Raw genomic sequence first — 19980 nt, 5'->3', positions numbered from 1 at the left:
CCCGCAAAGGTGTGCTTGTTTCCTACAGATTTTCCGTGATTTCCGACAACTGATCAGCGGAAATCGCTACCTGTGAAACGGCATGGTTCATCTCTTCCATCACGTGGAAAAAGTTCTCAAGCTCTCGCTGGATCCGGCTGCTCTGCTCTTTGCTGTCTGTGACAGCACTGCGAATTTCATCGAAAAACCGGTTGGTCTCGCTGGTCATCGTCGTACTAGACGCAACCAGCTCTCGTACTTCGGCCACGACAGCAGACAGGCTGGCCGTCTGCGCATTCGTTTTTTCGATCAGCTCGGTCACGCCCGACACCGACTGCTTCGTCTGTTCAGCCAGCTTTCTCACTTCCCCGGCGACGACGGCAAAGCCGCGGCCCTGCTCTCCGGCACGGGCTGCTTCAATCGCAGCATTCAAGGCCAGCAGGTTTGTCTGCTCGGCAATCGCCGTGACCACATCTACAATCCCGCGAATTTTCTCCGAGATCTCCTCCAGTGTCCGCATTTCCGACGCGATCTGCTCAGCGCTTTGCTGGATCAGCTTCATTTGCTGCTGCTGATTTTCCAGCTTCTGCTTGCCCTCATCAGAGAGGTGCTGAGCCTTGTTGGAGAAACCGGTTCCGTTCTCCGCATAACGCAGCACCTCCCGCGACTGCTCGGTCAATTGATGCACGGATGCGCTCGTCTCCTCGGAAACTGCCGCCAGCTCATGGGCGGAGTTGGAGAGGACGACCCGCAGCTCGTCCTTCTTGCGTTGGGCCTCCTGCCTTATTTGTTCATGCTTGTTTTCGTACTCCTCCAACACGATTTGCTGCTCAATGTTTAAAATCTTCGTGACAACGGTAATCGCACGGATACATTCACGCTTGTCCGCGATTTCCCGCTCCAAAAGATTGATTAAGGATACAAGCAGGTTTTGAAAGGCGCACATATACCATTTCGGCTCCAGACCGATCTTCAAATGCATGACCGCGATTCGGCTGCGCTGTTCAATATAGCTGTGATCAATCTTTCCGCTGAACATCTCCGTGATATGCCGGGTCAGCGTTCCCTTCAATCTTTCAATCGTACTGTTCTTATCAATGATAGCCATCAAAGACGGCTCTTTTTCCAGGTTTTCGTAGAAACAATTTACAATATCGCCAATATTTTGAACAACGAGCGGTTGCAGCATTTTTACCGCGGCCAGATCATCCTCAGTCAGATCAATCAAGGATAATTGCTTTAACAGCTCAGACTTTGATTCAATTATCACTTCTCCTGTTTCCATCTTGCCGTGGAAAAAGGATTCCGTCTGCTTGCTTTTTTTTAAGCCAAACCAGCTGGAAAACGGGCACTTGCTCATTGTATGGTCTCCTTTGGAATCTTTCGTTTTCACTGTATTTACAGTAACTATACTATAATTTTTTCCAGTTTGGTATGCCCTCCCTAGATAAAAATGCCCAGCACGACGAGAAATTTTACCGTTTTCCGCAAGCGAACAAGGACTTCCTTCCCTCTCTTGTGCGGCCGTACCCCTACCATTGTATCCCAAACCAGTCCACAATGTTAACGCTTTCAAAAAATAGAGCGAAAATCTCTACTCAGGAAGACTTAAAACCCATCGTGCAACAAAAGCCGGTAACTGAGGCACACTATTCCATGTAGCGGCCCGGACAGACGCTCTCTCAGCGGCTTCACTGAAAACTCATCTGCTCCCCTTCTTGTTGGAAACAGGGCTAACGGACAAACGCAGCCTCATACTTTGGTCTAAACAACCTTTGGATGAGGAGGGCGTCGCCATGAAACGATCTACCCCGGAGCACCCAAACCGTCGCTCCCCGAGCGAGTCGGCTCTGCGCTCGGCCTGTGATTTTCTGATCCACCACGTATTTCCGCGTGTGAACAGACAGGCAGGACAAAAAGTCCGGTCTGGCGCAAGCAGCGATACATCAATTCCTGGCAGGAGTATGGCGTATGAAGATTCGTCTCGTCCAAAACGGAATGATCACCCTGATTGACGATATTGAACAGACCCAGTTCCCGCCGAGAAACGGCTTTTATTGGATCGATGCCTCGCTGTTTGACCTCGATGTGCTGCAGCACCTCTTTGGCCTGCACGACTTGGCGATCGAGGACTGCATCGACGAGGAGGAGCAGCGCCCGAAGCTGGAAGTGTACGAGGACCATTACTTCATCGTGATCAACAGTGTGGAATTTGGGAACCAGGATATTTTTTTGCGCGAGGTCAATCTGTTTCTCGGCGGTCACTATATCATCACCGTTGCAAAGCACGACACCGGCCTTTACCCGCGGGTGCTGCAAATTATCAGAGAAGAAGAGGTCAACCGGCCGGATGCCTTTCTTTATCATCTGGTGGATCAAATTGTAGAGAGTTTTTTTGAGGTCGTGGAGAAAATCGAGGACTTGATCGAAAAGCTGGAGGAAGAAATCCTGGTGAATGCAAAAAAGGCGCAGCTCCACCAGATTATCGGACTGCGGAGTGAAGTGTTGTATGCACGTAAAATGCTCTTGCCGCAGCGGGATCTGATCGATGCTCTGCACAAAAAAGATCTGCCGTTGATCGACCGCAAACTGCGGAAGTATTTTGGAGACATCCTGGAAAACGCAGTAAAAATCGTGGAGAGCTTCGAAACGTTCCGGGAGCTGATCGGCAACCTTCGTGAAGCCTATCATTCTTCGGTAGCTGGCCGTGCCAATGATATCATGCGGATTTTTACAGCATTGACCACAATTTTCATGCCGCTCACGATTGTGACCGGAATATACGGCATGAATTTCGAGTATATGCCCGAGCTGAAATCTCCGCATGGCTATTATATCGTTTTGGCCTTTATGGCTTCTCTGGGAATCGTCATGTACCTGATCTTCAAAAAGAAGGAATGGCTCTAACGGTACGGGCGGGCACGGACGCTAAAACAGCCCGTCGCAGGAGACGATCATCAGGTGGAGCCGTTTGGATAAATCGTATTCATACGGATTTGCTACGGGACTTCCGCTCTCATCGTACAAGATGCGAACGATCGGTCTGCTCGGTGTCCCCTTGTTGTAGTCCACGACAACGCCAGACTCACCTGTATTTAACACGACCGTCAATCCCAGCGGGTAAAGCGCAATCGTATCGCGAAGTCTTTCGACATATTCTTTGGCGTACAGTGTCTCGACACCTGTGTACAAAAGCTCCATCGCCTCGTGGGGCAGCATGGGCGGTCTATAGACGCGATGGGTCGTCAGCGCGTCAAAAACGTCGCAGACCGCCATCAGTTGCGCGTAGGGATGGATCTCGTCTCCCTTCAGCCCGCGTGGATAGCCTGTCCCATTTATTCTTTCGTGATGCTGAAAAGCGCAATGTGCCGCCAACAGCGGAATGTCATCCTGGCGCCGCAGCATTTCAAAGCCTATTTCTGTGTGCTTTTTCATTGTTTGAAATTCATCATCGGTCAGGCGTCCCGGTTTCTTCAGAATTTCATCGGGAATCGACATTTTTCCGATATCGTGGAGTATGCCTCCCACGCCGATATCCAGCACTTCTCTCTCCCCAAAATCGGATTTCAGGGCCAAGGCTGTAGAATAGAGCATCACATTAAATGAATGCGCGAAAATGTAATGGTCGAACGCGCAGGCATCAGCCAGCAGGTTCATGGCGGAGTCCTTGCCCTTCAGTTCATCTGCGACTGTCGCAAGTACCTGCCTGATTTGCCTGCCAAACTGCCTGTCTGAAAACATTTGCTGCCATTTCTGGGGACTTTGGTGGGAAGCGCGGAATGTCTCGTTGATTAGCCCCATTGCTTCCCGCCGTGTCTCTTCCGAAACGGGCGCCTCTACTACAATATCCTCTGTCCGTTTGTCCTGTATGTATACATTGGTGATGTTCATATTGATCAGCCGATTGATCATGCGCTGTGTCAGGCTTACTCCTGCGCCTACCAGGATGGTTCCGTTCTCCGCGTAGACAGAGCGAGCCAGCGTGACACCAGGCTGACATTTATGAATAGAGAGTAATCTCATTTCCATTCTTCGCCTTTCTTTCAAAGTACCCCTATTATACCGCGATTCAAGATTCTTCTACATTTCTTTTTCCTGATTTTGTTGTATTTTGTCGAAAAAACGCCTCGTCCCCAGGACAAAGGCGTTTTTCTTCTTAAAACATTTTTCGTACCGCATCCCGCCCAATCGTTCCGGCGGCAATGCCAAGCTTCTCGGCAGTGAGAGTGACTGACTCCAGCGGAGCGTCCAGCAATTCTTCGATCGTTTTGACACCGACCGCTCGGCCCGCAATAATTTCCCTGCTAGCCAGCTTTTCATTCAACAGACCCACATCCAGGGCTCCGCACATGATATATCCTTTATCCGTCGTAACCGCCAGCAGAGTGGTCTTCGGCAGGCGAACCGTAACAGCGATGGCAGTTCCTTCGGCAAAATGAACAGGCTGTACCTCAATCATCGTGAGTTCCTCCTTCTTTTCAGCTTCACGTAGGCGCGCTACCATCCTATGATATTGCTGGCCGGAAGGTGTCAGTCATCAGTGGATCAGAGAGACGGGCGGACGCTCGTCATCCATCGCTACCTTTCGCTTCATGACTTCAATCATGTAGGTGGCCAGCATATGAAACAGCTCTTCTTCGTCCATCTCCGTCACAAGCTTGATGAGATCCTGATGGGATTGTTCGTCCAGAATACCTACGATAATCGCAACGATGTCTTCCTCGTCGCCGTTGAAGTGCCCTTTGTACATCTCGTATACTTCATCGATAAACCGCATGGGCTGCCCCCTCCTTTTCCCTGTTAGCATGCCCTATTCCACGGCCTGCTTTTCGTCAGGAAGGCGCCAGGGGGAGCCAGCGAGGCTGGAGAGCCGCGGCAATCAGCTCCGTATCAGCCAATGTTTGGGCCAGGATTTCCCGAAGCATTTCCGGGAGGTAAAAACGGACATCGGCCCCTTCCGCCAGTTCGGGAAACATTCGATTAAACATGAACATATCGATGGTACCTACGCGATAGGTGCGTCCGGCATCCAGCGCTTCTCCGTTGACCTCGACCCTTGAAATTCGCGGGCTGTCCCCCGTTTCATACCATACGTGGAGACCGTCTATTCCCATCCATCCCGTCACCTTGCCGCGGAAGCCGAATCCCCGCAGCTCCCGATTCACGGTCTGCGGCTGGATCGACTGCTGCAGCACTTTGTAAAGCTGCTCGCCGGTTATCGAAACAGCGCACGGGTTGATCGGGTGGGGTACGCAGTGAAGCAAATCCCGATAGCTCACCCTTCCATTTTTCAAAGGAGCGAGCAAAAGGCCGTTGTTGGCCAGGCCCACCTCTGCTTGTGTCCATTTTCGCAGTGATGCGGCCAGAATCGAGCCGAACGCCGTTTCTTCCGTCCAGGAGATATTCAGGTTGACCGAAAGCTCAACCGCCGTCTGATCGAGCCGTTTTTCTGCCGCCTCCTGTTTTTTGGCTAAGAGGGCGTCTAATACCGGTTCAGACGGATACTCGCTGGAAACAAGCAGCTCTGCAGATGCCTCTCGCACTCGTTTCGCCACTCTGTCCCACACCAGCCGCACATGTCCGACGTGGCGGCCAAACACGCCTGTTTGCGCCACCAGTGTGCCGTTGATGTGTTCGCCCCGCTCCAACTGATGATGAGTGTGGGCTCCCAAAATGACGTCCACTCCCTGAAGCTCTCGGGCCAGCCTGCAGTCGTCGGGATAGCCCAGATGAGACAGCAGAACGATAACGTCTACATTCGGACGCAAGGCTGCCACTTGCTCCCGCAAATGCTCGAGAGGCTCTTTGGATTCCCAGCCGAGCAGCTTGTAAAACGGGGGAAAGGACGCCGTGACACCCAAAATGCCGACACGGAGATCGTCCCACTCATGAACGGCATGCGAGGCCGCCCAAGGCGGTATCCTGCCGGTTGCCGGATCGATCAGGTTTCCCAGTACAACTGTAAAGGTCGCCTGCTCATAGAGAGCATCCAGTCTTTCTTTCGGAAAGGTGATTCCCTCGTTGTTTCCTATCGTCACATACTCATAGCCGCTGTGGTTCAGCACTTCTACATTGGCCCGTCCCCATGTGGCTTCTGTCTTCACATCCATCCGGTCAGCGTGATCGCCGATGTCTACTGTCAATACATGCTCTCCCAGCGCTTCCCACCTCTGTCTGTTTTGCCGCAGACAAGTGGCAATGCGGGACATGCTGGAAAAATGGCTGTGCACGTCATTGGTGTGCAAAATATGCAAGGTACAGGTGTCCGCCACGACTTTCCCTCCCTTTTCTCTCTGGTATCTTTTCCGCTATGACGTCTATTGCGTTGGGTTTCCTGCAAGCCCGATTTACTTCGTCACCGCTTCCCCGATCATCTGAATCGCCATGCCCAAAATCAAGATGCGGAGCACCAGCACGATCGTCTGCCCTTTCATCCGGTTAGCCGCCAGTACCCCCAGCTTGCCTCCTGCCCATGCACCCGGAGCCAGCATCGCCGCGTACAACCAGTTCACATGGTCATGCAGGATATTTGTCGCCGACCCGACCATTGCGGAGAAAAAGATAACCAGCATGGACGTGGCAGCGGCAATATGGGGCGGAAATCGAAACAGGATCATCATCGCCGGCACCATCAAAATCCCTCCGCCTACGCCAAACAGCGAGGAGACGATCCCGACCAAAAAAGCGACAAAAACGGCAAGCCAGCGATTGTAGCCGTATTCGTACTCCACGCCTTCCGCATCGACAAATCGCCGCCGGACATCCCAGTTCACGCTGCGCGGCTTCAGTTTGTCCTTTACCATCATCAAGGCAAACATGCTGAGCTGAAACAAGCCAAACAACAGTGAAAATGCCTTTATTGGTAGTAATGTATTAAGATAGACACCGACAATAGCACCGGGAGCACTGCCCAAAAAAAAGAGCAGCGCGGTTTGGATATCCGCTCTTTTCTGTTTGATATAAGAAACGGAGGAGGACAGGGCCGTCACTCCAATCACGATCAATGACGTACCTGCCGCCATCTGCGGGCTGACAGAACCTGGTGCATATACGTTGCCGAGATAAAGCAACGCCGGGACGAAAAACATGCCTCCGCCCAAACCGGCGATGCTGCCGACGACTCCAGCGAACAGGCCGATAATGAGAAACATGCCTGCCAAAGCATAAATCATGTGCTACCCTTCTCTCTGATCTAGACTCCGCCTCCCCGTCCTTCCCGGAACGGGTCAGAAGAGCTCCAATTGGCGGGGATTAAGACCGACAGGGTCGACACCCAGCATTTTCATAAACTGCTTGGCGTTCCCCACTGCGTCTCCGCCGGAGTTGTTGTTAAACAGGATGCATACTTCCTGCGCTTCCTCTGCTACTCTGCGAATGCGCGGGACCCACTCGGCAAGCTCTTCCTCCGAGTACTTGTAGAGGTAGCGGACATCTCGCCATTTCTGTCCCTCGCCCGGATCACCCCATCCCGAGACGTTCCGCCCATGGAAGCGCACCAGAGCCAGGGACGGATTGGTCACCGCCTCTACGATAGGAACAGAGCCTTTCCCCGCTTGCGGCTCGTCGCACAAGACGTGTGTCGCATCGAGATTCCTCAGCAGCTCCAGTGTCTTTTCCCGAAAACGGGGTTCAAACCAGCTCTGGTGACGAAACTCGACAGCAACCGGATAAGCGGCCATCGTCTGACGGCAAGCCCGGAGGTATTGAACATGCTCACGTGTGCAGTCAAACCAAGGCGGAAACTGAAACAGAAGCGTCTTTAGTTTGCCCGCTTCTACCAATGGCTGAATGCTTTCCTCAAACTGGCGAAACAGCTCCCGCCGGTCTGCCGGAGCTTCGCCTCGCTGATGACCGGTCATCGCTTGATAAGGCTTGACGATAAAACCAAATGACTTGGGTGTCTCGCGCACCCATGTTTGATAGTGAGTCTGTGGTAAAATGGCGTAAAAGGAGCTGTCCAATTCCACGATAGGAAAATGACCTGCGTAGACGGAGAGCTTGTCCTGATTGCGCACTCCCTGGGTATACAGATCGTAATGGTCTCCCCAGCCGCACACTCCCACATGAATCGTATTCATGGATAGACAACCTCCAGGAGGTATATTCTATGTTTCCCGACCTGCTAGGCGAACCCTTTGGGTTTAAGCATACCAAAACATGTCTGGACCGAAAAGTAGCGAAACGCCTCCTGGCCGAAGCCAAGGAGACGTTCCCTCTGGAGTATTCTGCTCTGTTGGTGGGCCATAAAGCCAGTATTACCGGCCATATCCCGATGCCCTCCGCCCATCACACCACCGATGCCTTCAGATGGGACGGCTCCGCTTTTTTCCAGGCGCTGCAGATCATCAGACAGCGAGAGCTGCAATGGCTCGGAGTCCTGCACAGTCACCCGACTGCCCCGCCTGTACCCTCCGCGGCCGATCACCGCGGCTGGCATTACCCCCAATTGGGCTATTGGATACTGGGATTGGCGGGTGATGACCCCGAACTGAGGCTCTACCAGTGGGAGGGCGGGTCCTTTTTGGAGCGTACTTTCCAGCTTTATGATTCGCCTCTACTTTAAGCTTCCGGTCTGGTTTTGTGTCTGGTTTTGTGTCTGGTTTTGTGTCTGGTTTTGTCCGGTCTGGTCTGTTCTGGTTTAGTCCGGTCTGGTCCAGCCTGGTCAGCTCAAAACCATACTCCATCCTGCTTATGTAGAAATCAGGCTATTTCTCTTGTCCCGGACTTTGTGCTTGGCTGACAGCATCGGGTGGAGCGATTGTCGCAATCGAGCTCGTATCCTCGCCTACAGGAACTTTTTTCGCAGTCTGCACGGGCGGAGCGTATCCGCCGGTCTGATCTGCTTTCATGAAGCTGGAGATGATCTTATTCATATCTACACCGGAGACGTCCTTGAGCATTTCCGGCAGTTGGGCCATCAGCTTGGTGACGTTTCCGCTCAGGCGGTTGACGCCGTCTCCCTGGCCTCCGCCGGCATCGACGATCGTTACCTTGTCGATCGCTTTCATCGGCTCGGCAATCTTGCCTGCCAGCTCTGGCAGCATCTTGGCGATAATGTCGAGGACAGCGGCGTGGCCGAATTTCTCGAATGCTTCCGCCAGCTTCTGTTTCCCTTCTGCCTCTGCTTCCAGCTTCAGGCGGGTTACTTCCGCTTCCGCACTTCCTCGCGCCTTCTCGGCTTCGGCAATCGCAAGCCCTTCCAGACGCTTCTGCTCGGCCTGTGCCTTTGCCTCTGCCTCGATGCGGTACTTGAGCGCGTCCGCCTCGCGGATTTTCTTCGCTTTTTCCGCTTCTGCCGCCTGCTCTACAGCATAGCGGTCGGCATCCGCCTTTTTCTTGACCTCGGCATCGTACTGACGCTCGCGGCGCAGAATTTCCTTCTCTTCCAGCTCGATCTCTTTTTGCTTTCGGACGATCTCGATCTTCATTTCCTCTTCCGTTACCTGCTGCTTGGCGACTGCCTCCTGGAGCTTGTAGGCTTGGTCAGCGGAAGCTTTCGCCTTGTCCTGCTCTTGCTTGAACGCAGCGATTTTCAGTTCCTTTTCTTTTTCCGACTCGGCGATGTGCGTCTCTTTCAACAGCTCTGCCTTGCGCGCCTCCTGCTCGGCCTGTGCCTGACGAATCCGCGCTTCCTTGTCCGCCTCCGCCTGCGAGATCGTCGCGTCCCGCTTCACAGCGGCAATCTGGGGAATCCCCAGCGCTGCCAGGTAACCGTTTTTATCGCGGACATCCTTGATCGTAAAGCTGACCACGGAGAGGCCCATTTTTTTCAGGTCTTTCGCGGCAACGGCTTGCACCTCTTGGGCGAAGCGCTCCCTGTTCTTGTAGATTTCTTCTACCGTCATACTGCCCAGGATGGCCCGCAAATAGCCTTCCAGGACTTCCTGCGCCTCTGACTTGAGGGCGTCATCCGTTTTGCCCATGAACTGCTCGGCCGCCGTAGCGATATCCTCAATCGAGCCGCCTACCTTGATAATAGCCACACCGTCGGCCATGACCGGAACGCCCTGCTCCGTGTACACCTCGGGCGTGGATACATCCAGCTTGTGCGACAGCAGGCTGAGGAAATTGGCTTGCTGGAATATTGGCAAAATAAAGGCGCCGCCGCCGCGGACGATTTTCATTTTGCGTCCGGTTTCATCGCTCATGACGTTTTTGCTGCCCAAAAAGCTTCCCGTCACGATCATCGCCTCATCTGCGCCGACTGTCTTGTAGCGGGCCCAGAATGCGATTCCCAAGACGACAAAGACGGCGACGACAGCGACGACTGGTACGAAAAAGGTCGAATCCATCATACTCATCACACGCTCTCCTTTTCCATTGGATTTTGAAAGGGAGTGACATACAGAACGTGATCCCGGACATCTATGACCACGACGCGCGTTCCCTCGCGAATGGCTTCACGGTCGATGCTGGCCGCCATGTGATTGGTCGTGCCGCCGACCATGGTAATCAATACTTCACCCAGCCCTTCAGCCGGTATGCTCGTCAACACCTCGCCTACCATGCCTTCCAGTTGTTTCATCGAATAGCCGATCGAGCTCTCCGCATTTTCCATCGGTTTGACCCAGACAAAGTAAGCGGCAGCAGCCAGCATTAGCCCAATCGCTACAGCTATCGCAAAGACGAACCATTGTGAAAAGGCAGTAAACCGGGTCAATAAAAAGCCGCTGGCTCCAAATGCTGTCAAGGCGCTGACCAAAAGAATCGGCTGCAGCACCGGGAGATCGATTTGACCTAGCAAGTCCGAAACGGTATCCCCGAAAAAGAGCGTTATCAACGTATACAGAAGTCCCGTACCCATGCAGACAAGATAAATGATGTCCCACGTATCCATCCTGTCCCCCCTTTCCATTTATGTCTCTATTTTTCATACGAACCAGGACGGAAAATGTTTCAAAATGGTGAATGTTTTTGTCGGGCGGTGCCGATTCCGAAGGATCACTGTCGCCTGGGGCATTTACGGCGCACTCGCTGGAAGGAAAATCCACGTATGTATATGCATCGTTCCGCTCTACTCCCTCTAGTAAGAAAGACGGACCAAATGGCATTCGGATTCTTGTCTTGTCATGAAACAGCGGCCCTGCTGCAAAACAGGACCGCTGTTTCTATGAAAGCATATTGCCAAGATAGCGAGGCATATAGCCGGTTTCTGTCAAAGCCTGTATCACCTGTTCGCGGCGGCCTGGATGGAACAGCGGCAGGGAGCGGAACTCCTCCAGCGGAACCCAGCCCGCCCATTCAATCTCTTCATCCTCTAGTCCTCCCGGGATTGGCGTCTGGTCCTCCCCGATCAGCCTGGCCAGCACCCCAATGCCAATGGTGTGCTTCCCGTTGCCGGTGCCATCAATTCTCTCGTCCACCCATAGCATCCGGTCAAACTCGACTAGCAAACCGGTTTCCTCCCACACTTCCCGGCGAGTGGCATCCGGGATTGTTTCGAGATAATCGACGACCCCTCCAGGCAAATTGTAGCAGGGATGGCCTGAGCATTTTTCCTTGATCACCAAAATCTCACCCTGATGCTCCACCACGACGGTGACCCGCATACGAATTTCGTTCATTTTTGCTCGCTCCCTTTACATGACAGGGGGACGCATGACATCCAGAGAGTTGACCTCAGCATCCGCAAACTGTCTCTCCAAAGCTGCCAAGCCTTCGCGGCTCAAAAACTCTGCCTCCGACCCGGATATCGCGTGCAGCATTTTGAACCAGACTACATCGCTGCCATTGGTAAAGAGATCAAACCCCTCTACTTCAAAATCAGCGGGGGTAGCGAGGACAAACTGCAGACTCGAGCCCTTTTGGATCGGCTTGCCGAGTGCGAAAACATCCCCGTTTGCAAGTCCTCTGCCTGTTTCTTCCCAGCGGCGTGCGACCTCGGCGGCGACCCGACCCAAGTGCGAAATGAAAGCGCCATCAAAATGGTACGAGTAGAGCATGCACTCGACTCCTCCACTCCTGTGCAGCTCCAGCGTAGTGTATGTCCACCAGCCGCGCTCGCGCGTAGGCGGAAACACGGCAAGCAAAGTATCCGCCTTTTCCGTATAATAGAGCTCTCCGTCACTGCCAAACAAGCGGGAGCAGTGGTCGTACAGTTGCCTTGCCACCAACATATGTGCGTCCCCGTTCTTTTTAGTCGTAAAATGATGACTTCATCTGTTACAAGACAAGCCCAGGCTTTCTTTCCAATGGAAAGAACCCACCCGGTCAGCAAATGCTGCACCAGGCGGGACCTCTTGGCAAGACGTGACTGTTTGTACCAAAAGCATGTCTGTTTGCTTGTAGAATTTCTTGATATAGCCAGACTTTTACTTGCAGGCCCTTTTACATTATAACATAGCTTCGAGGCCCATAGCCTCTTCCAAACGCAATTGCTTGCGTGTTTAACAGCCTTCCAATATGATGCCCGGATGATCCCACATCTATGATATGCATCGGACATTCATTGAGTGAAACCGTGACAACCAGAAACCCGCATGAAACCATTTTGAGAATTCCCTGGTTTGCTGTATCGGCTTAAACAAATTCTTACGTTGGTAAGCTTCATAAAGGCTAAAAGAGTAGCGAATATAAAAAATATTGTTTTATCGTTGAAACGAAACTGTTAGACTTTGGAACAAACCATTATATAACAATAACAAGTCAGGAATGGGGTACCTATTTGGACTCAAAAAAAGCGTCATCGGGCAAGAAAAGAAAAACAAGCGGGAAGAGTGAGTCTTTACAAAATGTAGACGAAGCAAGACTGCTGCCAGACTCGGGTCCATGGATGAACAGTGCTCTCTTCCCCGACAGTTCCATGTATGCCATGGCCGTTACGAAGCTTCGGGCCGCGGGGTGTGTATTTGCTGAAGAGGAAGCCCGGATGCTCCTCTCTGCAGCGCAAACGCCGGCGTCGCTCGCCGCCATGGTAGATCGGCGGGCGGCCGGCTTGCCCCTCGAACATGTCATCGGCTGGGCAGAGTTCTGCGGCCTGCGGATCGCCGTAGACCCGGGAGTCTTCGTACCCCGCCGCCGCACCGAGTTTCTCGTTCATCAGGCCGCTGCGCTCGTCCGTCCGGAAGCTGTCGTCGTTGACCTGTGCTGCGGCTCCGGTGCGGTGGCAGCCGCTTTGGCCGCAGCCTCGGAACGAATCGAGCTGTACGCTTCAGACATCGACCCCGTCGCGGTCCGGTGCGCACTCCGCAACGTCACCGCCGCTGGCGGCCATGTATACGAAGGAGACCTCTTCGAACCTCTCCCAGGCAACCTCCGGGGACGTATCGACGTCCTGGTCGCCAACGCGCCTTACGTCCCCACCGAGGCGATCAGACGGCTACCCCCAGAGGCCCGTATGCACGAGGCATTGCTGGCCCTCGACGGAGGTACAGACGGGCTTGACATCCAGCGGCGTGTAGCGGGCGCAGCGCCCCTCTGGCTGGCACCGGGCGGCCATCTGCTGGTCGAAACCAGTCAGCGCCAGGCTCCGTTGACTGTCGAGATCTTCTCTCAAAGCGGACTGATACCGCAGGTAGCTAGCTCCGAGGAGCTGGATGCCACTGTGGTCATCGGAACCAGGCCTGTCCTAACGATTTGAATACACAGAAGCAGCCCTCCGTCGATAGAACCGCTGGAGGGCTGCTTGTACATTCCTATTATTCTGGACAGGGTTTGAAGGTAAGGAAGTTCCAAGAAGGTTCAATTTTGTTGTTTCAAGTTCAAAAACTTTCTAAACTCAATCCCTTGTGTACTGTTTGGAAGTATCCCGCTCTTTGCATCTGAAGTAAATGGCATCCACTGCCAATCTTCCCCTCCGACAAAGCCAAGTTGTGACCATCTATCAAGCAAGTCAATGAAGTTATTTGCAAGTATGCAGCCATGACTCGTGCATCCATCATGGCTTAGATAAACAATTGGAGGATCTTCCCCCTGGCTTAGGTCAAAGGCAAGAAAATCACCATTCCCTACATCATAAAAAGACAGCTTGTCATGCCATACAGCATCATAAGGATCATGTGGGTCAGGAAATACCACTCTTATCCACTCTAGTCTGTCCTGTTCTAACTCAACTAATTTAGACAGATCCCAATGCATATCTCCGGAAAATATTCCTCTAAACTTTTCCGGTAATGCAATTTCATCAGGGAGAAACCATCTGAAACGGAATCGGGCTGAAAATTCCAAAAGAACTTTTTTGAAACTTCCCGGCAAGCAAACATGTAATTGCTCTTCAATATCCTTGATCTGTTTATCCGAAGCGGGTTGTTTTTTAATGATCTCGTAAACCTCGCCATTCAAGGATTTAATTCGGTCTCCAAATGTATAAATTCGACTCATGAGAACATCGTAGTTCATCTTTACATACTGTCCCTCCGTCTGTACTGAGACTCGCTTCCATCTATTGTATCATCCAATTGTTTAAAAAAGTAAATCCCTAAAAAACTAATGGTTCATTTTTTATCGCTCTTCATCTGGAACGTGAGGATGGTGCAAACAAAAATACGTGCCCACGCAACCAGGCACGCAAGCGTGAGGTCGCAATGGACACGTATCTGTTTGTTACAAAGAAGATTGAAGACGATTCACTCGCACTATATGAGCAATGCGTCCAAAACCAAATATGGGCTAAATGGGGGCAAAGCCCGTTTCGGAAGCCGGAAACCCTTGTGGTGCAAGCGTTAACCGATAGAACCTTCCATCTCGAACTTGATCAGTCGGTTCATCTCGACAGCGTATTCCATCGGCAGTTCTTTTGTAAACGGCTCGATGAAGCCCATGACGATCATTTCAGTCGCTTCGGCTTCGGACAGGCCGCGGCTCATCAGGTAGAAGAGCTGGTCTTCCGATACCTTGGAAACCGTCGCCTCGTGCTCAAGCGTGATGTTGTCGTTCATGATTTCGTTGTATGGAATCGTGTCCGAGGTGGACAGTTTATCCAGAATCAGCGTATCGCATTTGATGTTCGACTTGGAGCCTTCCGACTTGCGGCCGAACTGAGCCAGTCCGCGATACGTTACTTTTCCGCCATCGCGAGAGATGGACTTGGAAATAATCGTGGATGTGCAGTCCGGAGCCAGGTGGATCATTTTCGCACCTGCGTCCTGATGCTGTCCTTTGCCTGCTACGGCGATAGAAAGAACGGTACCTTTGGCACGCGGTCCTTTCATGATCACCGCAGGGTATTTCATCGTCAGCTTGGAACCGATGTTGCCGTCGATCCACTCCATGTTGGCGTCAGCGTATGCAACCGCACGTTTGGTCACGAGGTTGTACACGTTGTTGGACCAGTTTTGGATGGTCGTGTAACGGCAGCGAGCGCGTTCCTTGACGATGATTTCCACGACTGCGGAGTGCAGGGAGTCTGTGCTGTAGATCGGTGCGGTACACCCCTCTACGTAGTGCACGAACGCATCCTCATCGACAATGATCAGCGTGCGCTCGAACTGACCCATGTTCTCCGAGTTGATGCGGAAGTACGCTTGCAGCGGCGTTTCTACCTTGACGCCTTTTGGCACGTAGATGAAGGAACCGCCGGACCATACAGCAGAGTTCAGCGCCGCGAACTTGTTGTCCGCCGGCGGGATGACTGTCGCGAAGTACTCCTTCACGATGTCAGGGTACAGCTTCACGGCAGAATCCATGTCGCAGAAGAGAACACCCAGTTTTTCCAGGTCTTCCTGCATGTTGTGGTACACAACTTCGGATTCGTACTGGGCGGATACGCCGGCCAGGAACTTCTGCTCGGCTTCCGGAATACCCAGCTTGTCGAAGGTAGCTTTGATTTCTTCCGGTACTTCATCCCAACTGCGGCCCGCTTTTTCAGACGGCTTCACGTAGTAGGTGATTTCGTCAAAGTTGAGGTCGTCCAGATCGCCGCCCCATTTCGGCATGGGCAGCTTTTCAAAAATTTCCAGTGATTTCAGGCGGAATTCCAGCATCCATTCCGGTTCTTCCTTGATGCGGGAGATTTCCTCCACGATCTCGCGAGTCAGACCCTTCTTGGTACGGAAAATGGAGACGTCCTTGTCGTGAAAGCCGTACTGGTATTCCTGTATTTCCGGGGCTTTTTTCGCCATGTGATTTCACTCCTTACGATTTATTCATGTCCAGCCTGCTTGATTCCCTGCTCGAGCGCCTTCCAGGCCAGGGTAGCGCATTTGATCCGCGCCGGGAATTTCGTAACGCCGGAGAGCGCCTCGATGTCCCCCAGATCGACAGAATCGTCGACTTCTTTTCCCTGCATCAAATCGGAAAAGAGCTGAGCCAGCTTGAGCGCTTCCTCTACAGGCTTTCCCTTGACTGCGTCCGTCATCATCGAAGCGGATGACATGCTGATGGAGCAGCCTTCTCCGAGGAACTTGGCATCCGAGACAATTCCGTCCTCCACTTTCAAAGAGAGCGAAATGCTGTCGCCACAAGTCGGATTGTTCAAATTGACGATGAGTCCTTCCGATTCCTCCAGCTTGCCGCGGTTGCGCGGTTTCTGGTAGTGGTCCATAATCACGCGGCGGTACAGATCATCAAGAGAAGACATTGCCGAAAAACTCCTTCGCCTTTTTCAAGCCCGACAGGAAAACATCCACTTCTTCTTCGGTGTTGTACAGATAGAAGCTGGCACGCGCACTAGCGGTGACATTCAGCCAGCGCATCAGCGGCTGGGCGCAGTGGTGACCCGCCCGGATGGCAATCCCGTGGCTGTCGAGCACTGTGGCCAGATCATGCGGATGAACCTCTGACAGGTTGAAAGTGATTAAACTGCTGCGGTCCTTTTTGGGGCCGTAAACGGAAACTCCGTCCATTTCGAGCATTTGCTCCATCGCGTACGCCACCAGCTTTTTCTCGTGGCGCTCGATTTCTTCCATGCCGATCTCCTGCAAAAAGTCGATCGCCGCGCCGAGTCCGATCGCGCCGGCGATGATCGGCGTGCCGCCTTCAAACTTCCACGGCAGCTCCTTCCAGGTAGAGTCATACAACTCTACGAAGTCGATCATTTCGCCGCCAAATTCCATCGGCTCGGTTTTCTCCAGAAGCTCGCGCTTGCCGTAGAGCACGCCGATCCCGGTCGGCCCGCACATCTTGTGAGCGGAAAACGTGTAAAAGTCGCAATCGAGATTTTGCACGTCGACCTTCGTGTGCGGCGCTCCTTGCGCCCCGTCGACAAACAGGACAGCGCCGTGCTGGTGGGCGATTTGTGCGATTTCCTTGATCGGCGCCGTATCGCCCAGCACGTTGGAAATATGGTGAATGGCTACGATTTTCGTATTGTCGGTTATGGTTTCCCTGACAGCGTCCAGCGTAATCGTACCGTCCTCTGCCAGCGGAATGAATTTGAAGGTAGCTCCGGTAGCCTTTGCCGCCTGCTGCCAAGGGATGAAGTTGCTGTGATGCTCAACCACGGTGGTCACAATTTCATCGCCTGGCTTGAGAGTAGCGCGGGCATAGCCGTACGCTATCGTATTTACCGCGGTGGTCGTTCCCCGCGTAAAGACGATCTCTGCCGTTTCACGGGCATTCACGAAGGCACGCACTTTTTCGCGCGCCTCCTCGAATTTGTCCGTGGCCCGGCTTCCAAGCGTGTGAACCCCGCGATGCACATTGGAGTTGACCTCCTTGTAATACGCATCGATTGCTTCGATAACCTGAATCGGCTTTTGCGAGGTGGCCCCATTGTCCAAATACACCAGCGGGTGGCCATTTACCTCTTGGTGAAGAATGGGAAAGTATTTCCGAAGCTCCTTGGCATTCATTTAACCCAACTTCCTTTCGAGCGCCTGACGAAGCCGGTTGCGAACCTCTTCAACCGGAATCTCGGCTACGACAGGGTCCAGGAAGCCCAGGATAATCAGGCGTTCTGCATCCTGACGGGTGATCCCCCGAGACATCAGGTAGTAGATGCTCTCTTCGCTGACGCGGCCTACGGACGCTGCGTGGCCTGCCTTTACATCATCCTCGTCGATCAGCAGGATAGGGTTGGCGTCCCCGCGGGCTTTTTCGCTCAGCATGAGAATGTTCTCAGCCTGTACGCCATTTGCCTTTTCGGCGCCTTTTTCGATTTTGGTGATTCCGTTCAAAATGCTGGTCGCTTCATCCGTCATGACGGCTTTGCTGACCATGTCGGACTCGGAATGAGTACCGATATGCTGTACTTGGGATGTCAGGTTTTGACGCTGGGAACCGGTACCTACCGAGATGCTCTTGGTCTCGGCGATAGAACCGACCCCTTGGAGGATGGTCGTGTTGTTTGCCACAGTGTTTCCGTCGTTCATCTCGCCCAAGATCCACTCCATCTTGCCGTCGCGGTCCACGCTGGCGCGGCGGAAGGAGTAGTCGTGCACTTCGGTGGAAAGAGAACGCACGGATGCGACTTGCACGGTTGCTCCTGCGCCTACATATACTTCAACAACGCTGTTTGCTACCATATTTTTGCCTTCGCCGGATACATACGTGTCTACGTAAGTAACCTTGCTGTGCGCTTCCGCAACGATCAGCACGTGCGGACAAACAAGCGCATCATCGCCTGCCACTTCAAATACGGCTTGCACAGGCACGCTTACTTCCACGTTTTTGGGAACGTAGAGGAAAACGCCGCCATTGACCACTGCTGTGTGCAGCGCGGTCAGCTTGTGCTCATCATATTTTACGACAGTGCCCAAGTATTTTTGCACGAGCTCGCCGTGTTCTTTCAGCGCAGTTGCCAGGTCGGTAAAGATAACGCCCTGGTTCTTCAGCTCTTCGTCTGCGGACTGAAAAACGACGGATGCGTTTTTCTGCACGATCAGACTTTTTACGCTATCTGCATCGATTTGTCCTTTGACCAGATCGTCCAGCTCTTGGGCTGTTGCCACTTTGCCGGAGGTTTGGAACGGTACAAACTGATCGATATTCCACTTGTCTATTTTCGTTTTCTCCAAGACGGGCAGTTGCAGCTCGCCCGCTGCCTTCAGACCGGCCAAGCGCTTTTCCAAAAACCATGCAGGTTCAGAATTAGCCTTGGAGAACTCGGTGATCGCTTCGGAATCGAAGCGGAGCTGTATATCTACACTCATCTCACTGCTGCCTCCTTCTCTTACACGTTTGCGTTGACGGTTTCATCGACGATGCCGAGTTCTTCCTTGATCCAGTCGTAGCCTTCCGCCTCCAGGCGTTCAGCCAGCTCAGGACCACCGGACTTCACGATTCGTCCTTGCATCATCACGTGTACGAAGTCAGGCTTGACGTAGTTCAAGAGGCGCTGGTAGTGGGTAATGATCAGGAAGCCGCGATCAGCGGAACGCATTGCATTTACGCCGTTCGCTACCACTTTCAGCGCGTCGATGTCGAGACCGGAGTCGATTTCGTCGAGAATGCAAATGGCAGGCTCCAGCATCATCATTTGCAGAATCTCGTTGCGCTTCTTCTCACCGCCGGAGAAGCCTTCGTTCAGATAACGGTGGGCAAAAGCTTCATCCATTTCGAGGGCGCCCATTTTCTTGTCCAACTCGCGGATGAACTTCATCAGCGAAATTTCATTGCCTTCGCCGCGGCGTGCGTTGATCGCAGAGCGCAGGAAGTCCGTGTTGGTAACTCCGCTGATTTCGGACGGATATTGCATCGCCAGGAACAGACCTGCGCGTGCGCGCTCGTCCACTGCCATTTCCAGAACGTCTTCGCCGTTGAGGATCACTTCCCCATCGGTTACTTCGTATTTCGGGTGGCCCATCAAAGTGGAAGCCAGGGTGGATTTCCCCGTCCCGTTCGGTCCCATGATCGCGTGCACTTCTCCGCCTTTGATCTCGAGGTTGAGACCTTTGATGATTTCCTTGTCTTCAATCTTGGCGCGTAGGTTTTTTATCTGCAAATGCGGTACTGCTGTCATTTTCTTTTCCCTCCATGACACTCAAAAATGAGTTGACTTATTCTCAATCCATTCTCAATACCCATCTTATAATAAGAATAATTATAAATCAAGGAATGAAACATATCTGTAATTTTTAAATCATTATATTTAAAAAGTATCACCTCGTTGACCGGGCATTTGCT

The 19980-nt window shown here is 52.7% G+C and carries 21 protein-coding genes; 4 read left to right on the top strand and 17 right to left on the bottom strand.

Going from position 1 to position 19980, the window contains the following annotated elements; all coding sequences use genetic code 11:
- Positions 1–22: 22 nt before the first annotated feature.
- Positions 23–1339 carry a globin-coupled sensor protein gene (locus V5G20_RS06430; RefSeq protein WP_122958452.1) on the bottom strand — a complete coding sequence of 439 codons (1317 nt, stop codon included), beginning with the start codon at positions 1337–1339 and terminating at the stop codon, positions 23–25.
- Positions 1340–1775: 436 nt separating this feature from the next.
- On the opposite strand from V5G20_RS06430, the gene V5G20_RS06425 reads away from it, so the two are divergent.
- Positions 1776–1994, top strand: a complete 219-nt coding sequence (locus V5G20_RS06425; RefSeq protein WP_141334135.1) for a hypothetical protein — start codon at positions 1776–1778, stop codon at positions 1992–1994.
- Positions 1951–2886 carry a magnesium/cobalt transporter CorA gene (gene corA, locus V5G20_RS06420; RefSeq protein WP_024983064.1) on the top strand — a complete coding sequence of 312 codons (936 nt, stop codon included), beginning with the start codon at positions 1951–1953 and terminating at the stop codon, positions 2884–2886. The genes V5G20_RS06425 and corA overlap by 44 nt, the downstream gene beginning before the upstream one ends.
- Before the next feature lie 21 nt (positions 2887–2907).
- On the opposite strand, the gene V5G20_RS06415 is transcribed toward corA, so the two are convergent.
- The 6 genes from V5G20_RS06415 to V5G20_RS06390 form a co-directional block, all read right to left on the bottom strand.
- Positions 2908–4002: an HD-GYP domain-containing protein gene (locus V5G20_RS06415; protein ID WP_031932735.1), complete on the bottom strand. Its 1095-nt coding sequence runs from the start codon at positions 4000–4002 to the stop codon at positions 2908–2910.
- 133 nt (positions 4003–4135) lie between these two features.
- Positions 4136–4438, bottom strand: coding sequence for a YunC family protein (locus V5G20_RS06410; RefSeq protein ID WP_003392376.1), 303 nt, complete (start codon positions 4436–4438; stop codon positions 4136–4138).
- Between the two features lie 78 nt (positions 4439–4516).
- On the bottom strand, positions 4517–4756 hold the full coding sequence (locus tag V5G20_RS06405; RefSeq protein ID WP_003392377.1) for a DUF6154 family protein: 240 nt from the start codon (positions 4754–4756) through the stop codon (positions 4517–4519).
- Between the two features lie 55 nt (positions 4757–4811).
- Positions 4812–6251, bottom strand: coding sequence for a bifunctional metallophosphatase/5'-nucleotidase (locus V5G20_RS06400; protein WP_003392378.1), 1440 nt, complete (start codon positions 6249–6251; stop codon positions 4812–4814).
- Positions 6252–6326: 75 nt separating this feature from the next.
- Entirely contained in the window at positions 6327–7151 is an 825-nt protein-coding gene (locus V5G20_RS06395) for a sulfite exporter TauE/SafE family protein (protein WP_024983062.1), read from the bottom strand.
- 54 nt (positions 7152–7205) lie between these two features.
- Complete coding sequence (locus V5G20_RS06390; protein WP_122958451.1) at positions 7206–8057, bottom strand: DUF72 domain-containing protein; 852 nt, start codon at positions 8055–8057, stop codon at positions 7206–7208.
- Between the two features lie 29 nt (positions 8058–8086).
- On the opposite strand from V5G20_RS06390, the gene V5G20_RS06385 reads away from it, so the two are divergent.
- Positions 8087–8542 carry a Mov34/MPN/PAD-1 family protein gene (locus V5G20_RS06385; protein WP_003392381.1) on the top strand — a complete coding sequence of 152 codons (456 nt, stop codon included), beginning with the start codon at positions 8087–8089 and terminating at the stop codon, positions 8540–8542.
- Positions 8543–8684: 142 nt separating this feature from the next.
- Here the strand turns inward: V5G20_RS06385 and V5G20_RS06380 are convergent, their stop codons facing one another.
- The 4 genes from V5G20_RS06380 to V5G20_RS06365 all read right to left on the bottom strand — a co-directional run bounded on the left by V5G20_RS06380 (position 8685) and on the right by V5G20_RS06365 (position 12095).
- Positions 8685–10280, bottom strand: a complete 1596-nt coding sequence (locus V5G20_RS06380; RefSeq protein WP_003392382.1) for a flotillin family protein — start codon at positions 10278–10280, stop codon at positions 8685–8687.
- Positions 10280–10816 (bottom strand): NfeD family protein, encoded by a 537-nt coding sequence (locus V5G20_RS06375; RefSeq protein WP_024983060.1) that lies wholly within the window; start codon positions 10814–10816, stop codon positions 10280–10282. Before V5G20_RS06375 ends, V5G20_RS06380 begins: the two co-directional genes overlap by 1 nt.
- Positions 10817–11087: 271 nt before the next feature.
- Positions 11088–11543: an NUDIX hydrolase gene (locus V5G20_RS06370; protein WP_003392387.1), complete on the bottom strand. Its 456-nt coding sequence runs from the start codon at positions 11541–11543 to the stop codon at positions 11088–11090.
- A gap of 15 nt (positions 11544–11558) precedes the next feature.
- Positions 11559–12095, bottom strand: a complete 537-nt coding sequence (locus tag V5G20_RS06365; protein ID WP_031932738.1) for a suppressor of fused domain protein — start codon at positions 12093–12095, stop codon at positions 11559–11561.
- A 656-nt stretch (positions 12096–12751) separates the two neighbouring features.
- Here V5G20_RS06365 and V5G20_RS06360 point away from each other — a divergent pair.
- Positions 12752–13558, top strand: a complete 807-nt coding sequence (locus tag V5G20_RS06360; RefSeq protein ID WP_051567328.1) for a putative protein N(5)-glutamine methyltransferase — start codon at positions 12752–12754, stop codon at positions 13556–13558.
- A 101-nt stretch (positions 13559–13659) separates the two neighbouring features.
- Here V5G20_RS06360 and V5G20_RS06355 read toward each other — a convergent pair whose 3' ends face one another.
- The 6 genes from V5G20_RS06355 to sufC form a co-directional block, all read right to left on the bottom strand.
- Entirely contained in the window at positions 13660–14316 is a 657-nt protein-coding gene (locus V5G20_RS06355; RefSeq protein WP_003392394.1) for an SMI1/KNR4 family protein, read from the bottom strand.
- Positions 14317–14639: 323 nt separating this feature from the next.
- Positions 14640–16037, bottom strand: coding sequence for a Fe-S cluster assembly protein SufB (gene sufB, locus V5G20_RS06350; protein ID WP_003392396.1), 1398 nt, complete (start codon positions 16035–16037; stop codon positions 14640–14642).
- 20 nt (positions 16038–16057) lie between these two features.
- Entirely contained in the window at positions 16058–16495 is a 438-nt protein-coding gene (gene sufU / locus V5G20_RS06345) for a Fe-S cluster assembly sulfur transfer protein SufU (RefSeq protein ID WP_003392398.1), read from the bottom strand.
- Complete coding sequence (locus V5G20_RS06340; protein WP_338463278.1) at positions 16482–17708, bottom strand: cysteine desulfurase; 1227 nt, start codon at positions 17706–17708, stop codon at positions 16482–16484. The genes sufU and V5G20_RS06340 overlap by 14 nt, the downstream gene beginning before the upstream one ends.
- Positions 17709–19007, bottom strand: a complete 1299-nt coding sequence (gene sufD / locus V5G20_RS06335) for a Fe-S cluster assembly protein SufD (RefSeq protein ID WP_003392402.1) — start codon at positions 19005–19007, stop codon at positions 17709–17711. It abuts the gene before it with no gap.
- A gap of 20 nt (positions 19008–19027) precedes the next feature.
- Positions 19028–19816, bottom strand: coding sequence for a Fe-S cluster assembly ATPase SufC (gene sufC / locus V5G20_RS06330; RefSeq protein WP_003392404.1), 789 nt, complete (start codon positions 19814–19816; stop codon positions 19028–19030).
- Positions 19817–19980 lie beyond the last annotated feature (164 nt).

The sequence above is a fragment of the Brevibacillus borstelensis genome (assembly GCF_036700025.1).
Lineage (GTDB): Bacteria > Bacillota > Bacilli > Brevibacillales > Brevibacillaceae > Brevibacillus > Brevibacillus borstelensis.
The sequence above is the reverse complement of the archived record's forward strand: the minus strand, read 5'-3'. Positions and strand labels throughout refer to the sequence as shown.

What these genes read in the sequence shown, in the direction of transcription:
- V5G20_RS06430 (WP_122958452.1), bottom strand. Translation starts at nt 1,339, where the DNA reads ATGAGCAAGTGCCCGTTTTCCAGCTGGTTTGGCTTAAAAAAAAGCAAG.
- V5G20_RS06425 (WP_141334135.1), top strand. Translation starts at nt 1,776, where the DNA reads ATGAAACGATCTACCCCGGAGCACCCAAACCGTCGCTCCCCGAGCGAG.
- corA (WP_024983064.1), top strand. Translation starts at nt 1,951, where the DNA reads ATGAAGATTCGTCTCGTCCAAAACGGAATGATCACCCTGATTGACGAT.
- V5G20_RS06415 (WP_031932735.1), bottom strand. Translation starts at nt 4,002, where the DNA reads ATGAGATTACTCTCTATTCATAAATGTCAGCCTGGTGTCACGCTGGCT.
- V5G20_RS06410 (WP_003392376.1), bottom strand. Translation starts at nt 4,438, where the DNA reads ATGATTGAGGTACAGCCTGTTCATTTTGCCGAAGGAACTGCCATCGCT.
- V5G20_RS06405 (WP_003392377.1), bottom strand. Translation starts at nt 4,756, where the DNA reads ATGCGGTTTATCGATGAAGTATACGAGATGTACAAAGGGCACTTCAAC.
- V5G20_RS06395 (WP_024983062.1), bottom strand. Translation starts at nt 7,151, where the DNA reads ATGATTTATGCTTTGGCAGGCATGTTTCTCATTATCGGCCTGTTCGCT.
- V5G20_RS06390 (WP_122958451.1), bottom strand. Translation starts at nt 8,057, where the DNA reads ATGAATACGATTCATGTGGGAGTGTGCGGCTGGGGAGACCATTACGAT.
- V5G20_RS06385 (WP_003392381.1), top strand. Translation starts at nt 8,087, where the DNA reads ATGTTTCCCGACCTGCTAGGCGAACCCTTTGGGTTTAAGCATACCAAA.
- V5G20_RS06380 (WP_003392382.1), bottom strand. Translation starts at nt 10,280, where the DNA reads ATGAGTATGATGGATTCGACCTTTTTCGTACCAGTCGTCGCTGTCGTC.
- V5G20_RS06375 (WP_024983060.1), bottom strand. Translation starts at nt 10,816, where the DNA reads ATGGATACGTGGGACATCATTTATCTTGTCTGCATGGGTACGGGACTT.
- V5G20_RS06370 (WP_003392387.1), bottom strand. Translation starts at nt 11,543, where the DNA reads ATGAACGAAATTCGTATGCGGGTCACCGTCGTGGTGGAGCATCAGGGT.
- V5G20_RS06365 (WP_031932738.1), bottom strand. Translation starts at nt 12,095, where the DNA reads ATGTTGGTGGCAAGGCAACTGTACGACCACTGCTCCCGCTTGTTTGGC.
- V5G20_RS06360 (WP_051567328.1), top strand. Translation starts at nt 12,752, where the DNA reads ATGAACAGTGCTCTCTTCCCCGACAGTTCCATGTATGCCATGGCCGTT.
- V5G20_RS06355 (WP_003392394.1), bottom strand. Translation starts at nt 14,316, where the DNA reads ATGAACTACGATGTTCTCATGAGTCGAATTTATACATTTGGAGACCGA.
- sufB (WP_003392396.1), bottom strand. Translation starts at nt 16,037, where the DNA reads ATGGCGAAAAAAGCCCCGGAAATACAGGAATACCAGTACGGCTTTCAC.
- sufU (WP_003392398.1), bottom strand. Translation starts at nt 16,495, where the DNA reads ATGTCTTCTCTTGATGATCTGTACCGCCGCGTGATTATGGACCACTAC.
- V5G20_RS06340 (WP_338463278.1), bottom strand. Translation starts at nt 17,708, where the DNA reads ATGAATGCCAAGGAGCTTCGGAAATACTTTCCCATTCTTCACCAAGAG.
- sufD (WP_003392402.1), bottom strand. Translation starts at nt 19,007, where the DNA reads ATGAGTGTAGATATACAGCTCCGCTTCGATTCCGAAGCGATCACCGAG.
- sufC (WP_003392404.1), bottom strand. Translation starts at nt 19,816, where the DNA reads ATGACAGCAGTACCGCATTTGCAGATAAAAAACCTACGCGCCAAGATT.